Origin of the sequence: Microbacterium sp., assembly GCF_040394595.1 — a bacterium.
Classification (GTDB): Bacteria; Actinomycetota; Actinomycetes; order Actinomycetales; family Microbacteriaceae; genus Microbacterium.
The window spans coordinates 1-15131 of record NZ_JBEBSA010000007.1 but is presented as its reverse complement, the minus strand read 5'-3'; the positions used below and the strand labels follow the sequence as shown (position 1 = coordinate 15131).

The following is a 15131-nucleotide window of genomic DNA, read 5'->3' as shown; positions in this document are numbered from 1 at the left end:
GTTCCGACACCGAGGAGACACAGCTGATGAAGCCCGACCGAGACGACGCGGGAACCGCGTCGTCCTTCAGGAAGAGAGGGCGCATCGGCGCCCTCGCCGCGACCACCGCGTGCGCACTGGCCTTCGGCGCCCTGGGCGCCGTGCCGGCCTTCGCGTCGACAGACGGAACAGGGGTGGTGATCAACGAGGCGTACCTGTCCGGCGGCAGCTCGGGCGCCGCCTACAAGAACAAGTTCGTCGAGCTCTACAACCCCACGAAGGCCGCCGTCGACCTGAGCGGGATGTCGATCCAGTACCGCTCGGCGACCGGCACGGCGGGGTCGCAGGGAGTCGTCCCCCTCAGCGGCTCGATCCCCGCCGGCGGCTACTTCCTTGTGCAGGGCGGCAGCAACGGCGCGAGCGGCGCCGCGCTCCCGACCCCCGACGCCACCGGCAACCTGAACCCGAGCGGGTCCGCGGGCACGCTCGCGCTGGTGAAGGGCACCTCCGCGGTCACCCTCCCGACCGGATCGGTCACGGGCGACGCCGCCGTCGTCGACCTGCTCGGCTACGGCACCTCGAACACGTTCGAGGGCTCCGCGGCGACCGCCCCCGCCGGCAACTCCGACGTGAAGTCGCTCAACCGCACCAAGGGCGCGGACACCGACGACAACAAGGCGGACTTCACCCTCTCCGCCACGATCACCCCGCAGAACACCTCCAACGAGACCGACCCGGGCACCGACCCCGGCACGGATCCCGGTACGCCGGCCACCATCGCCGAGGTGCAGGGCACCACCGACGTCTCGCCCATGAACGGGAAGACCGTCACGGTCGAGGGCGTCATCACCGGCGACTACCGCACGGGCGGCTACGCGGGCATCACGATCCAGACCCAGGGCTCCGGCGGCGCGAACGACGCCACTCCGGGCGCGTCCGACGGCATCTTCGTGTACCTCAACAAGCTGACGGCCTCCGCCGCGAAGATCGGCGACCTCGTCTCCGTCACCGGAACGGTCAGCGAGTACTTCGGCCAGACGCAGATCAACCCGGCCGCGGAGAGCGCCGTCACGGTGGTCACCGCGAACGTGGGCCTGCCGGAGGTCACCCCGCTGCCCGACACGGTGGTCGGCGCCCAGCGCGAGGCCTACGAGAACATGCTCGTCGCCCCGACGGGGACCTACGCTGTCGCCTCCAGCCACCAGCTCTACAACTTCGGCACGCTCTGGCTGAACCCGGGCGAGCTGAACGTGAAGAGCACCGAGCAGAAGCGCCCCGGCGCCGACGCCGATGCGATCGCCGCGGCGAACCGCGCGAACCGCATCCTCCTCGACGACGGCTGGTCCTACCAGGTCACCAACGCGCAGCACGTCGGCGACCAGCCGTACTTCACGAAGGACACCGTGGTCCGCAACGGCGACACGGTGAACTTCTCGAAGCACGGCTACGTGCTGCAGTACGGCTTCGACGACTGGCGTCTGCAGCCCGTCGTGCCGATCAACGACGCGAGCGACGCCTCGTACAAGGCGACCTTCACGCCGGTGAACACCCGCCCGACGGCACCGCCGGCGGTGGGAGGCGACTTCCGGGTCGCGTCGTTCAACGTGTACAACTACTTCACGACGCTGAAGGACGACAACTCGAACGCCCGCGGAGCCAAGGACGCCGCGCAGTTCGCGATCCAGAAGTCGAAGATCGTCTCCGCGATCAACGGCCTGGACGCCGATGTCGTCACCCTGATGGAGATCGAGAACTCCGTGAAGCTCGGCCACCCGGTGGACTCGGCCCTCAAGGACCTCGTGTCCGGGCTGAACGCCGCCGCAGGATCCGACGTCTGGGGCTACGTCCCCACCCCGGCCGCGCTGCAGGACGCCGCCACCACCGACTACATCACCAGCGCGATCATCTACAAGAAGAACGCGGTGAAGACGGTCGGCGAGGCGCAGACCGTCAGCGACGAGTCGATCTGGGGCAACGCCCGTGAGCCGATCGCGCAGACCTTCGAGGTCGACGGGCGCACCGTCAGCGTGATCGCGAACCACTTCAAGTCGAAGTCCGACCCGAAGGACGGCACCAAGGAGCCGGCCGACGGTCAGGGCTTTTTCAACGCCGACCGCGTGAAGCAGGCCAACTCCGTGCTCGACCTCGCAGGCAAGGTGCAGAAGAGCTCGGGCAGCGACGACGTCTTCCTCGTGGGCGATTTCAACGCCTACAGCGAGGAAGACCCGGTGAACGTCTTCACCTCGGCCGGCTGGTCCGACCTGGTCGCGGACAAGACCGATGGACAGTACACCTACTCGTTCGACGGCGAGCTCGGCTCGCTCGACCATGTGATCGCGTCCCCGTCGCTGACCACGTCGATCACCGGCGCCGGTGTGTGGACGATCAACTCGCCGGAGTGGAGCGACCGCGGCTACGCGTTCGGGGCCACCGAGTCGGGCACCCCGTACCGTTCCAGCGACCACGACCCGATCGTCGTCGGCGTCTCGAGCACCGAGCCGCCGGTCGACATCGACATCGTCACGATCAACGACTTCCACGGTCGCATCGAGGCCGACGGTGTCGCCGCCGGTGCCGCGGTGCTGGCCGGCGCGGTCAAGCAGGTGCGCGCCGAGAACCCGAACACGATCTTCGCGGCAGCGGGCGATCTGATCGGCGCCTCGACGTTCACCTCGTTCATCCTCGACGACAACCCGACGATCGACGCGCTCAACGCCGCCGGCCTCGAGGTCAGCGCCGCGGGCAACCACGAGTTCGACCAGGGATGGGCGGATCTCCGTGATCGCGTCCAGCAGCGGGCGGACTGGGAGTACATCAGCTCGAACGTCTTCCTGAAGTCGACCGACAAGACGGCGCTCGCGCCGAGCTGGGTCAAGGAGGTCGACGGCGTGCGCGTCGGCTTCGTCGGCGCGGTGACCGAGGAGCTCGACTCCCTCGTCTCGCCCGACGGCATCAAGGACCTCGAGGTGCGCGACATCGCCAAGTCGGTCAACGCCGCGGCGGACGCGCTCCGTGACGGCGACCCGTCCAACGGTGAGGCCGACGTGGTGATCCTCCTGGTGCACGAGGGGGCGGCGACCACCGACATCTCGAGCATCACGCCGGACTCGCCGCTCGGGAAGATCGTGAACGGCGTCGACTCCAACGTCTCGGCGATCGTCTCCGCGCACACCCACCTCGCGTACAACCACGTCATCGACGGCCGTCCGGTCGTCTCGGCGGGCCAGTACGGCGAGAACTTCGGTCTGATGAACCTGAAGGTCGACCCGAAGACGAAGAAGCTGCTCTCGATCTCGAATGAGATCAAGCCGCTGACCGCCGGCGGGAAGCCGCTGTACCCGGCCGTGCCCGAGGTGCAGACGATCGTCGACGACGCGAAGAAGGAGGCCGACGTCATCGGCGCGAAGAAGGTCGGGGAGATCACGGCCGACTTCAACCGGGCTCGACAGAGCGACGGCAAGACCGAGAACCGCGGAGGCGAGTCGACGATCGGGAACTTCGTCGCCGACGTGCAGAAGTGGTCCACGGGTGCCGACATCGCCCTGATGAACCCGGGCGGCATCCGCACCAACCTCACCTATGCGTCGAGCGGCGCGGGCGACCCCGACGGGAACGTCACGTATCGCGAGGCGGCGACGGTGCAGCCGTTCGCCAACACGATGATGACGCTCGAGCTGACCGGTGCCCAGCTGAAGCAGGTGCTGGAGGAGCAGTGGCAGCCGGCGGGCGCCAGCCGTCCGTTCCTCAAGCTCGGCGTCTCGAAGGAGCTCTCGTACACGTACGACCCGAAGGCGGCCGCCGGCGAGCGCATCACCACGATGACGCTGAACGGCAAGCCGGTCGACCCGAAGGCGACCTACGTCGTCGCGGCGAACTCGTTCCTCGCTGCGGGAGGTGACAACTTCTTCACCCTCGGCAAGGGGGCGAACAAGAAGGACACCGGCAAGGTCGACCTGCAGTCGATGGTGGACTGGTTCTCGGCGAACAAGAAGGCGTCGCCCGACCTCGCCCAGCGCGCGGTCGGCGTCTCGATCGAGCCCGCCACCGGCAAGGACGGCTACGCACCGGGCGATGAGATGACGGTCCACGTCAGCTCCCTCGCCTTCAGCGCGGGCGAGAAGGCGCCGACCTCGGTGTCGCTCTCGATCGGCGGCAAGGAGCTCGTCTCCTCGGCGATCGACCTGACGGTCGTGGACGCCTCCGACGAGGGCGGCCGCGCGACGCTCGCCTTCACGGTCCCCGAGGGCGTGTACGGCCTCCAGACGCTCGCGATCCGGGTGGCCGACACCGGCACCTCGGCGGACGTCCCGGTCGCGTTCGCGGACGCGCCGGCGGCCAAGGGCGAGATCTCGCTGGACAAGCAGAAGGTCGAGGCGGGCGGCAAGGTCGTCGTTTCGGGCAAGGGCTTCGCCCCCGGCGAGGAGCTCGCGCTCGAGCTGCGATCCACCCCGGTGAAGCTCGGCTTCGCCACCGCGGACGCCGACGGCGCGTTCCGCGTGACGGTCACCGTGCCGAAGGGCACGGCGGCCGGTGCGCACACGATCGCGGCGATCCAGTCCGACGGGGCCGAGGCCACCGCGAAGCTGACGGTCACCGCACCGGGTGGCGGCGACGGCGGAGGCGGTCTCGCGACCACCGGCGCCGACTCCGTGCCGTACATCGTGCTCGCCGCGCTGCTGCTGACGCTGGGCCTCGGCCTGGTGGCCGCACGCCGCCGTCGCGCCGAGTAAGCACTCAGCCGATCGATGCCCGTCGTCGCCCTCCGAGGCGGCGGCGGGCATCGTCGTCCCCCCGCCGGGCGGCACCCGCGCGCCGGGTAGACTTGTCCCCATGCCCGAACCGAAAGTCGCCAGCTTTCCGGCGATCCGCGGTGCGCTGAAGTTCTACCAGATCGCGTCGATCATCACCGGGGTCATGCTGCTCCTGCTGGTCGCCGAGATGGTGCTGAAGTACACGCCGATCCACCTCGAGCTCTTCGCGGGAGGACGTGGTGGCCCGCTCTGGCTCGCCCCGGTGGTCGAGACGGCCAACGGGCTCGAGTCGACCGGCGACGGCCTGAACCTGTCGCTGGGCATCCTCATCGCGCACGGCTGGTTCTACGTCGTGTACCTCTTCGCCTGCTTCCGCATGTGGAGCCTGATGCGCTGGCCGTTCCTGCGCTTCATCCTGCTCGCGCTCGGCGGCGTCGTCCCGCTCCTCTCCTTCTTCATGGAGGTCCGCGTCGCCCGCGACGTGAAGGCCTATCTCGCCTCGCGTGAAGCGTCCGAGGCCTCCGCCCCCGCCCCTGAGAACACCACGGAAGGCATCCGGTGACCGACCAGACCCCCGACACCGCTCAGCGCCCGGCGCTCGTCGTCGACTTCGGCGCACAGTACGCGCAGCTCATCGCCCGTCGCGTGCGCGAGGCCGGCGTCTACAGCGAGATCGTGCCGCACACCGCGACCGCCGCGGAGATCGCGGCCCGCAACCCGGTGGCGATCATCCTCTCCGGTGGTCCGTCCTCGGTGTACGAGGAGGGCGCCCCGAAGCTCGATCCGGCCGTGTTCGATCTCGACGTCCCCACGCTGGGGATCTGCTACGGCTTCCAGTACATGGCCCAGGTGCTCGGCGGCGAGGTCGCGAACACCGGACTGCGCGAGTACGGTGCGACCGACGCGATGATCCCGGTGAACGACAGCGCCCTGCTCGGCGGGGAGCCGACCGAGCAGAACGTGTGGATGAGCCACGGCGACCAGGTGTCGCGCGCCCCCGAAGGCTTCGACGTGCTCGCGACCACGCCTGCGACCAAGGTCGCGGCGTTCGCGAACGAGGCGCGGCGCTTCTACGGGGTGCAGTGGCATCCCGAGGTGAAGCACTCCGACCACGGACAGGCCGTCATCGAGAACTTCCTGCACAAGGGCGCCGGTCTCGCCGCCGACTGGAACAGCGACAGCGTGATCGCCGAGCAGATCGAGCGGATCCGCGAGCAGGTGGGCGACGCCCGCGTCATCTCGGCGCTCTCCGGCGGGGTCGACTCCGCCGTCTCCACCGCGCTCGTGCACAAGGCGATCGGCGACCAGCTCACCGCGGTCTTCGTCGACCACGGTCTGCTCCGCAAGGGCGAGCGCGAGCAGGTCGAGCGCGACTACGTGGCCTCCACCGGCGTGCGGCTCATCACGGTCGACGCGGCGGACACGTTCCTCGGCCACCTCGAGGGCGTCACCGACCCCGAGACCAAGCGCAAGATCATCGGCCGCGAGTTCATCCGCGCCTTCGAGAAGGTGCAGCGCGACCTCGTCGAAGAGGCGAAGGCGTCCGGAGAGAAGGTCCGCTTCCTGGTGCAGGGCACGCTGTACCCCGACGTCGTCGAGTCGGGCGGGGGCGCGGGGACCGCGAACATCAAGTCGCACCACAACGTGGGCGGTCTGCCCGACGACCTCGACTTCGAGCTCATCGAGCCGCTGCGCGCCCTCTTCAAGGACGAGGTGCGCGCGATCGGCCGCGAGCTCGGCATCCCCGAGGCGATCGTCGGACGCCAGCCCTTCCCCGGGCCGGGGCTCGGCATTCGCATCATCGGCGAGGTCAGCCGAGAGCGACTCGACGTGCTCCGCGAGGCCGACGCGATCGCGCGTGAGGAGCTGACCAGGGCGGGGCTCGACGGCACCATCTGGCAGTGCCCCGTCGTGTTGCTCGCCGACGTGCGCTCGGTGGGCGTGCAGGGCGACGGCCGCACCTACGGGCATCCGATCGTGCTCCGTCCGGTGTCGTCGGAGGACGCGATGACCGCCGACTGGACCCGGCTGCCCTACGACGTGCTGGCCCGCATCTCGAACCGCATCACCAACGAGGTGAGCGAGGTCAACCGGGTCGTGCTCGACGTCACGTCGAAGCCGCCGGCAACCATCGAGTGGGAGTGAACGAAGGGGGCTCCCCGCCCCTTCGGCGCTGATCGGAGTGCCTGGACGGACCCGGGCTTTTCCGAGGCGCTCCCGGGTGCCGCGCACACCGCGGTTCCGGCAGGATGAGGGCATGGCCAACGGACGCACGAGACTGACCGTCGTCGGCGCGGGGAGCGTGGGGGTGAGCGTCGCGTATGCGGCGCTGTCCCGCGCCAGCGCCGCCGAGATCGCCCTGTACGACATCGCGACGGCGAAGGTCGAGGCGGAGGTCCTCGACCTCGCGCACGGCGCGCAGTTCACCCGATCGCAGGTCTCCGGGGGATCCGACCCCGCCGTCGTCGAGGGCAGCGACGTGATCGTGGTGACCGCGGGGGCGAAGCAGCAGCCGGGCCAGACGCGCATGGAGCTCGCCGGCACGAACGCCCGGATACTGGAAGAGCTCATGCCCATGCTCGCGGAGCGGGCACCGGACGCGGTGTTCGTGATCGTCACCAACCCGGCCGATGTCATGACCGTCCTGGCACGGGAGATGACCGGCCTGCCCGCGTCCCGGGTGTTCGGTTCGGGCACCGTGCTCGACACCTCGCGGCTGCGCTGGCGGCTCGCTCAGCGCGCCGGGGTGAACGTCGCGAGCGTGCACGCCGACATCGTGGGCGAGCACGGGGACACCGAGTTCCCGCTGTGGTCGAATGCGCGGATCGGCCCCGTCCCGATCCTCGACTGGCGCGGAGGGGAGCCGTTCACGCGTGAGGAGCTCGATCGGATCGCCGTGGAGGTGCGTGACGCCGCGTACACGGTGATCCGGGGCAAGGGCGCGACCAACCTCGCGATCGGGCTGAGCGCCGCGCGCATCGCCGAGGCGGTGCTGCGGGACGAGCACGCCGTGATGCCCGTCTCGACGGTGCTCGACGGGGTGCGCGGTGTCGACGGCGTGGCGCTCTCACTGCCCTCCGTCGTCTCCGCGCGCGGTGCCGCGCCCCTGGCGGAGACGCCGATGTCGTCGGAGGAGCAGGAGCGGTTCTCCGCCTCGGCGGAGGCCATCCGCACGGCGCTCGGAGCACTGGGCTGACGAGCCTGTGCGGGGCGCGTGTGCTCAGCCGAGGTGCTTGAGCGCCTCCTTGCGCGACAGCGGAGACAGGGTGGGATGTGCGGCGACGAACTCCCGCACCCAGTCCGGATCCGCGCGGGCGAAGTCGCGCAGCGCCCAGCCGATCGCCTTGCGGATGAAGAACTCGCGGTCGGCGATGTTCGGCTCGATCGCGTCCGTCAGCAGGGTGCGGTCGGTGGCGTCCTTCCGGCCCAGCTGGGCGATGATCGACACCCGCCGCATCCACATGTCCTCGTCGTCCGCCCAGACGCGCAACTCGACGCCCATCTCCGTCGGATGGGCGTCGAGGAGATCGGCGAGCCGGTGGGCGACCTCGTCGACGTGGTCCCACCAGGTGCCGGTGCGCACCATCTCCTCATGCAGGGGCAGATCGTCGAGCAGTCCCCGCAGGGGGCGGAGCGACATGAGCTCCTGTGCCGCATAGCGCTCCTCGCGGTGCACGGCCCCGCGCCAGAGCTCCAACGCCGCCGTGCGCAGCACATCGGCATCCTTCTCGCCGCGCGCGAGCGCTCGTGTGAGCCTCCGCGCCTCCGGTACGCGGACGCCGAGGAACGGCATCTCCGACTTCATGTAGGCCTGCTGTCCGGGCGCGAGGGCGGGATCGGCGGCGTCCTGCAGCGCGGCGCGGATATCTGAGGCGAGCATGCACCGAGTCTAGGCACCGGGCGGGGCGCGTCCCGGAGCCCAGGCATGCGAAAGGGGCCGCCCTCCGGAGAGGACGGCCCCTTTCGGGAAGCGCTAGTTGCTTCGGGCGATCGCGATGATGCGCAGGATCTCGACGTAGAGCCACACGACGGTGACCATGATGCCGAAGCCGCCGACCCAGCCGTACTTGCGCGGGGCGCCGTTGCGCACGCCCTGCTGGATCTGGTCGAAGTCCATCACCAGCGAGTACGCGGCCATGAAGACCACCAGCACGCCGATGATGAGGCCGAGCGGAATGCCCGCGATCTTCATGCTGTAGAGGCCGAATGCCTGGCCCTGGGGGAGGACGTGGGTCCACATCAGGACGAGGTTCAGCAGCGAGAAGACCAGGTAGCCGAGCATCGCGATCATCACGATCTTGGTCATCTTCGCCGTGGCGCGGATCTTGCCGCTCGCGAAGAGCGCGAGGGTGACGCCCACGACGGCGACGGTCGCGAGCGTCGCCTGCATGACGACGCCGGGCCACAGGGTCTCGAAGAACGCCGAGATGCCGCCCACGAACAGGCCCTCGAAGGCCGCGTAGGCGAAGATCAGCGCCGGGCGCACCTTCTTGCGCGAGGTGAAGGTGATCACCATCGCGAGGACGAAGCCGCCGAGCGCCCCCACGATCCAGGGGAGAAGGCTCGCACCGCGGTACGGGTCGGCGGCCACGCCGCCGAGCGTGAAGAACCAGCCGATCGCCGCGAAGACCAGCATGATGCCGAAGAGGCCGGCCGTCTTCCAGACGGTGTCCTCGACGGTCATCCGGTCGGTCTCGAGCGCGCCCGCCGAGGGCGCGGTGTACATGCCCTCGAGCTGGGCGCCGATGGCGGCGTCCATTCCGGCGTGCGCGGCCGAGCCGAACTGTGCGGCCTGGCCCGCCTGGCCGGCCTGACCCGCCTGAGGGCCACCGGGGTACGTGGCGACGTTCCGCGGATCCTGCTGCTGGAACGCGGGGTTGTTGAATGCGAAGTTGCTCATGGTGGCCTCACTCCCGAAGGATCGGTCTACACTTCCGTACAGCCTAGCGGGCGGAAGCTCGGAGGAGGGTGCTTTACGCTGTGAGCGTGCCCAGGAGAATCCCGCTCGTCATCGGGCATCGCGGCGCATCCGGATACCGTCCGGAGCACAGCCGCGCCGCCTATGAGCTCGCCCTCGAGATGGGGGTCGACGCCGTCGAGCCCGATGTGGTCGCGACCCGCGACGGTGTGCTCGTGATCCGGCACGAGAACGAGATCTCCGGCACGACCGACGTCGCCGATCACCCCGAGTTCGCGGACCGCCGCACCACGAAGCGCGTCGACGGCGTGTCCCTCACGGGGTGGTTCACCGAGGACTTCACCTGGGCGGAGCTGAGCACCCTCCGCTGCCGAGAGCGCCTGCCGCGCCTGCGGCCGGAGAACGCGGCCTTCGACGGCGCCGAGCCGATCCTCCGCCTCTCCGACCTGCTCGACCTCGTCAGGGACGGGGCACGGCGTCTCGGACGCCGGATCGGCATCGTGCTGGAGGTGAAGCACGCGACCTACTTCCAGAGCGTCGGGATCGACCTCGCCCCGCTCATCGAAGAGGACCTCCGCGCGGGCGGCTGGGCGCAGGGAGAGCATCCCCTGATCGTGGAGTCCTTCGAGAGCACCGTGCTCGGGCGGCTGCGCGAGCGCGGGATCGCCGCCTCCTTCGTCTACCTCATCGAGGCCGAGGGCGGTCCGTTCGACCTCGTCGCCGCTCTCGGCCGCGCGGCGCCGACCTACCGGGAGACGGTCGGGCCCGCCGGACTGGACCGGCTCGTGGGCGCGGTCGACGGGATCAGCGTGGACAAGTCCCTGCTCCTCGCGCGGGGCAGCCGGATCGCCGGGGACGCGCACGAGCGGGGCCTCACCGTGTTCACCTGGACGTGCCGTCCGGAGAACGCGTTCCTCTCGCCGCCGTTCCGCGGCTCCGGGGGCAGGGCGTCGTTCGGCGACTACGAAGGGGAGTGGGCCGTGATCGCGGACGCCGGCGTCGACGGCGTCTTCGTGGACCATCCCGATCTCGGGGCGGCCTTCTTCCGCGGGTGATCCGGCGCCCCTTCGCCTGTGGACAACTCCCGGACCGCTCCGCGGAACGCCGCTAGAGTTCCGCCATGGGCACGGCGTCGGAGCGCACCCGCGGGCGCGCACGTCTCCGCGGGCTGATCGCCGCGGCCGTCGTCGTCGTGCTGCTCGGGGCGGGCGCCGCCGTCGCCGTCGGGGTGGGCGACGCGCTCGGCATCCGCTCGGAGCCCGCCGAGCGGATGGGCGGGACGCCGCGGGCGGTGGCGGACATCGGCCCGGCGGTCACACCGCCCCGCATCGTGGTGACGGCTCCCGGCGGCGAGCGCATCCGCGTCGCGCTCGACGAGCTCGACGCCGTGCTCGACGAGCGGCACACCGCCGGCGAGGCTGAGCTCCGCGTCGTCGTCGGCACCGGGGCGGATGCCGCGGACGACTCGTACACGCTGGCCGGCGACCGCGCGGCGCCGCGGATCGAAGCGGCGGGCGAGGCAGGGGCCGCACGGGGGCTCTACGACATCGCGGCGGCCGTGCGCGAGGGGAGGGACGTCTTCGCCGGCCTCGGGCGCAGCGTCGTCTCCCGCCTGCCGCTGCGGATGACAGACCTCGGGGCGGTCGGAGTGGTCGCCGACCCCGCGCAGTGGCTCCCCGGCACCGACTACTCGCATGCGTCCAAGGCCTTCGCCGACGTGCTGCTGCCCGAGGCGCCGTACATCGACGAGCAGGCGCTCGCGACGGCCTACGACGAGTACGACGCCTACCTCCGCCGCATGCTCGCCGAGGGCTACAACGCGATCGCGTTCCCCGGGTTCGTAGAGTTCACGGCGTTCGCGGACGTCGACGGGGTGTACGCCCCGGGAGACGACCACATCTCCCGGGCCCGTGCTCTGCGCGCGGCGTTCGCGCCGTTCTGGGAGCGCGCGCGCCGACTGGGCGTGAAGGTGTTCCTGCGCACCGACATGCTCACCCTGACGACGCCCCTGGAGGCCTACCTCACGCAGAGGTTCGGCGGACTCGACACCGAGGACCCGGAGCTGTGGAAGGTCTACGCCGCGGGACTCGACGAGCTCTACCGGGCCGAGCCCGCGCTCAGCGGCGTGCTCATCCGGATCGGCGAGGCGGGCAGGGTCTACGACGTCGAGGGGTGGGACTACTACTCCGCGCTCGCCGTGACCACGCCGAAGGCCGTGCGCACCATGCTGCAGGCCTTCACGGCACAGGCCGAGCGCACCGGTCGCGAGGTGGTCTTCCGCACCTGGAGCGTGGGGGTCGGCGCGGTGGGCGACATGCACACGAACCCGGCGTCCTATGAGGCGGTGCTCGGCGGAGTCGACTCGCCGGCGCTCATCGTGTCGACGAAGTACACCCTCGGTGATTTCTACAGCTGGCTGCCGCTGAACGACACCCTCCTGCAGGGCGATCAGCGGCGCATCGTCGAGTTCCAGAGCCGACGGGAGTTCGAGAGCAGCGGGGCGTTCCCGAACGACCTCGGAGCCGAGTACTCCTGGGCGCTGCAGCGGCTCCTGGCGGGGAACCCTCACATCGAGGGGATCTGGGCCTGGGCACAGGACGGCGGCCCATGGCGCGCAGGACCGATGATCCTGTACGGCCGGACCGGCTTCTGGCAGCTCGCCGATCTCGACTCGCGGCTGGCTGTGCGGCTCGCCCGCGACCCCGCCGCCGACCCGGCCGCGATCACCGCGGGCTGGGCGCGGGACTGGTTCTCCGACGATCCGGCGACCGTGCGCGCGATCGCCGAGGCCATGGCCCTCTCCCGCACCGCCATCGAGCAGGGGCTCTACATCCAGCCCTTCGCGGAGCGCCGTGTCTCGGCGATCGGGCTCGAACCGCCGCCGATGATGTGGATCTTCGAGTGGGACATCCTCACCGGCGACTCCGCCGTGCTCGACGTCGTCTACGCGATCTCGAAGGATCGTCTCGACGAGGCGATCGGCGGTGGTGCGGCCGCGGAGGACGCGGTGGGGCGCATGCAGGGACTCGTCGCGGGGACGGATCCGTCGACCTGGCGGGACCCCGCGCTGCGCGAGGCATTCCTCGGCGCGCTGGACTACGAGCGCGACAGCCTCGGGCTGCTCGCCGACTACCGGTCGATGGTGCTGCATCAGGCCGCCTGGCACGACTCGCTCTCAGGGGAGGAGTACGGAGCATGGCGTGCGGCGCGAGACGCCTTCGAGAGGAGCGCGGCGGCGCACCTGCAGAAGTACGCGGGCGACGTCGCGCACCCGGCCTACAACCTCACCGCCGCGGAGCTCGGCGTGCAGCGCGGGGACCGCGATCTCGCGATGGCCTGGGCGGCCCGCGTGCTGCTGGCGCTCCTCGGCGCCGGGCTGCTCGCCGGTCTGCTCCGGCGGCGGAGGAGGGCGGACTCCGGCACCCGCACCGCGGTCGGTGCGCTCTGGACGGCGGCGACGCGGCCGTGGCGCGCCGATGAGGCCGTCCTGGGGCTGGGGCGTGCCGGCAGGATGCTGGTGGTCCTCGTGCCGAGCGTGCTCCTCCTCACGACCAGGGTGGTGCAGACGTCGTTCCTCTCATGGGTCCATCTCGCTGTCACCCTGGGGTCCTGGGCGGTCTTCGTGGGGGTGCTGCTGCTGATCCGGCGACGGCGTCGTCCCTGGGCGCTGCTCGCGGTCCTCGGCGGCGTGGTGGCGCTGCGGTGCGTGCTGACCCTCGCGGCGCTCTCGTTCAGCGGTCCCGGCGGGTACTGGTTCGCCTTCTGGACCGATCCGGTGCGCCGCACCGCGTACATCACGGCGGCGGTCGCGCTGTTCCTCTGGGCCTTCGTCGCGAGCGGCTGGGCGCTCGCCGTGCGGATCGGCGCGCGGAGGGCGGCCGGGGCCGTGCTCGCATCGGCGGGAGCGGCCCTCGCGCTCCCGGCCGCGCTGATCGCCCTCGTCGGCCTGGAGCGGGCCGTCACGGCCTGGAACGACCAGCTCGGCGTGCTGCCGTGGGGCCTCTCCCGCATCCTGGGGATCACGGTCTACCTCGACATCCCCGCCGCGACCGCCGGCTACCTCGCCGGCGCCGGGACGGCGCTCGTGGTCGTGGGGCTGTCGCTCTGGCTCATCCCGTCGTCCCGGCGCCGGCGGGGCGTCTTCGCAGGGGCCGATGTCGGGACGGCCGCCTAGACTCGTAGGGCCATGACCGACGCCCCTCTCATCGTGCCCTCCTCCTCCGGACCGCAGCCCACGGACGACCTGCTGACCGGCCTCAACCCGCAGCAGCTCGAAGCCGTGACCCATCGCGGCCCTGCGCTGCTCATCGTCGCGGGTGCGGGGTCGGGGAAGACCAGCGTGCTGACCCGGCGCATCGCCCTCCTGCTGCGCAACCGCGAGGCCTGGCCGAGTCAGATCCTCGCGATCACGTTCACCAACAAGGCCGCCGGCGAGATGCGCGAGCGGGTCGAGGGGCTCATCGGCGATGCCGCTCGGGGCATGTGGATCTCCACCTTCCACTCCGCCTGTGTGCGGATCCTCCGCCGCGAGGCCGAGCAGTTCGGGTTCACGAAGAGCTTCACGATCTACGACTCGGGCGATTCGCGGGCGCTCATCAAGAGACTCGTCAAGGACCACGAGGCGGACGCGTACGGGCTCACCCCGTCGTCGGTGCAGTCCCGCATCTCCAAGCTGAAGAACGAGCTGCAGGATTCCGAGTCCTATGCGCGCCAGGCGAACATGAACGATCCGGCCGAGCGTCTCTTCGTCGAGATCTTCGCCGACTACCAGCGGCAGCTGCAGAAGGCGAACGCCTTCGACTTCGACGATCTCATCGGCCAGACGGTGTTCCTGTTCCGCGCCTTCCCGAAGGTGGCGGACACCTACCGCCGGCGTTTCCGGCACATCCTGGTCGACGAGTACCAGGACACCAACCACGCGCAGTACGCGCTGATCCACGAGCTGACCCGTCCCGTGCAGGGAGAGGCCGCCGACCCGTATGCCTCGAACGGCATGATGATCTTCGAGCCGGAGCCCGAGACCGAGGGGGAGGCGGCTTCCCTCACCGTCGTCGGCGACTCCGACCAGTCGATCTACGCCTTCCGCGGCGCGGACATCCGCAACATCAGCGAGTTCGAGCGCGACTTCCCGGGCGCCAGGGTCGTGCTCCTCGAGCAGAACTACCGGTCGACGCAGAACATCCTCTCCGCGGCGAACGCCGTGATCGGCAACAACTTCGACCGCAAGGACAAGAAGCTCTGGAGCGACCGGGGCGACGGGGAGAAGATCGTCGGGTTCACCGGATACTCGCAGCACGACGAGGCGCAGTTCGTCGCGGACGAGGTCGAGGCGCTCCGCCGCGCCGGCATGCCCTATTCGGAGATGGCGGTGTTCTACCGCACCAACTCGCAGTCCCGGGCGCTGGAGGAGATCTTCATCCGCGCCGCGGTGCCGTACAAGATCATGGGCGGCACGAAGTTCTACGAGCGCGCCGAGATCAAGG

9 protein-coding genes are annotated in these 15131 nt (G+C 70.3%); 7 read left to right on the top strand and 2 right to left on the bottom strand.

All coding sequences use genetic code 11. The features are described from left to right. Window positions 1-26 precede the first annotated feature (26 nt). The 4 genes from ABWO84_RS09395 to ABWO84_RS09380 all read left to right on the top strand — a co-directional run bounded on the left by ABWO84_RS09395 (window position 27) and on the right by ABWO84_RS09380 (window position 7926). Window positions 27-4709: an ExeM/NucH family extracellular endonuclease gene (locus tag ABWO84_RS09395; protein ID WP_353114270.1), complete on the top strand. Its 4683-nt coding sequence runs from the start codon at window positions 27-29 to the stop codon at window positions 4707-4709. A 100-nt stretch (window positions 4710-4809) separates the two neighbouring features. After that, window positions 4810-5292: a DUF3817 domain-containing protein gene (locus ABWO84_RS09390; RefSeq protein ID WP_353114269.1), complete on the top strand. Its 483-nt coding sequence runs from the start codon at window positions 4810-4812 to the stop codon at window positions 5290-5292. Continuing rightward, entirely contained in the window at window positions 5289-6875 is a 1587-nt protein-coding gene (gene guaA, locus ABWO84_RS09385) for a glutamine-hydrolyzing GMP synthase (protein WP_353114268.1), read from the top strand. Before ABWO84_RS09390 ends, guaA begins: the two co-directional genes overlap by 4 nt. A gap of 112 nt (window positions 6876-6987) precedes the next feature. Beyond that, window positions 6988-7926: an L-lactate dehydrogenase gene (locus ABWO84_RS09380; RefSeq protein ID WP_353114267.1), complete on the top strand. Its 939-nt coding sequence runs from the start codon at window positions 6988-6990 to the stop codon at window positions 7924-7926. Between the two features lie 24 nt (window positions 7927-7950). Here the strand turns inward: ABWO84_RS09380 and ABWO84_RS09375 are convergent, their stop codons facing one another. Then, complete coding sequence (locus ABWO84_RS09375) at window positions 7951-8610, bottom strand: DNA alkylation repair protein (RefSeq protein WP_353114266.1); 660 nt, start codon at window positions 8608-8610, stop codon at window positions 7951-7953. A 93-nt stretch (window positions 8611-8703) separates the two neighbouring features. Then, window positions 8704-9630, bottom strand: a complete 927-nt coding sequence (locus tag ABWO84_RS09370; protein ID WP_353114265.1) for a Bax inhibitor-1/YccA family protein — start codon at window positions 9628-9630, stop codon at window positions 8704-8706. A gap of 86 nt (window positions 9631-9716) precedes the next feature. Between ABWO84_RS09370 and ABWO84_RS09365 the strand changes: the two genes are divergently transcribed. The 3 genes from ABWO84_RS09365 to ABWO84_RS09355 form a co-directional block, all read left to right on the top strand. After that, on the top strand, window positions 9717-10703 hold the full coding sequence (locus ABWO84_RS09365; protein WP_353114264.1) for a glycerophosphodiester phosphodiesterase family protein: 987 nt from the start codon (window positions 9717-9719) through the stop codon (window positions 10701-10703). Window positions 10704-10768: 65 nt separating this feature from the next. Then, window positions 10769-13822, top strand: coding sequence for an NACHT domain-containing protein (locus tag ABWO84_RS09360; protein WP_353114263.1), 3054 nt, complete (start codon window positions 10769-10771; stop codon window positions 13820-13822). 12 nt (window positions 13823-13834) lie between these two features. After that, a partial coding sequence (locus ABWO84_RS09355) for an ATP-dependent helicase (RefSeq protein ID WP_353114262.1) occupies window positions 13835-15131 on the top strand: 1297 nt, incomplete at its 3' end.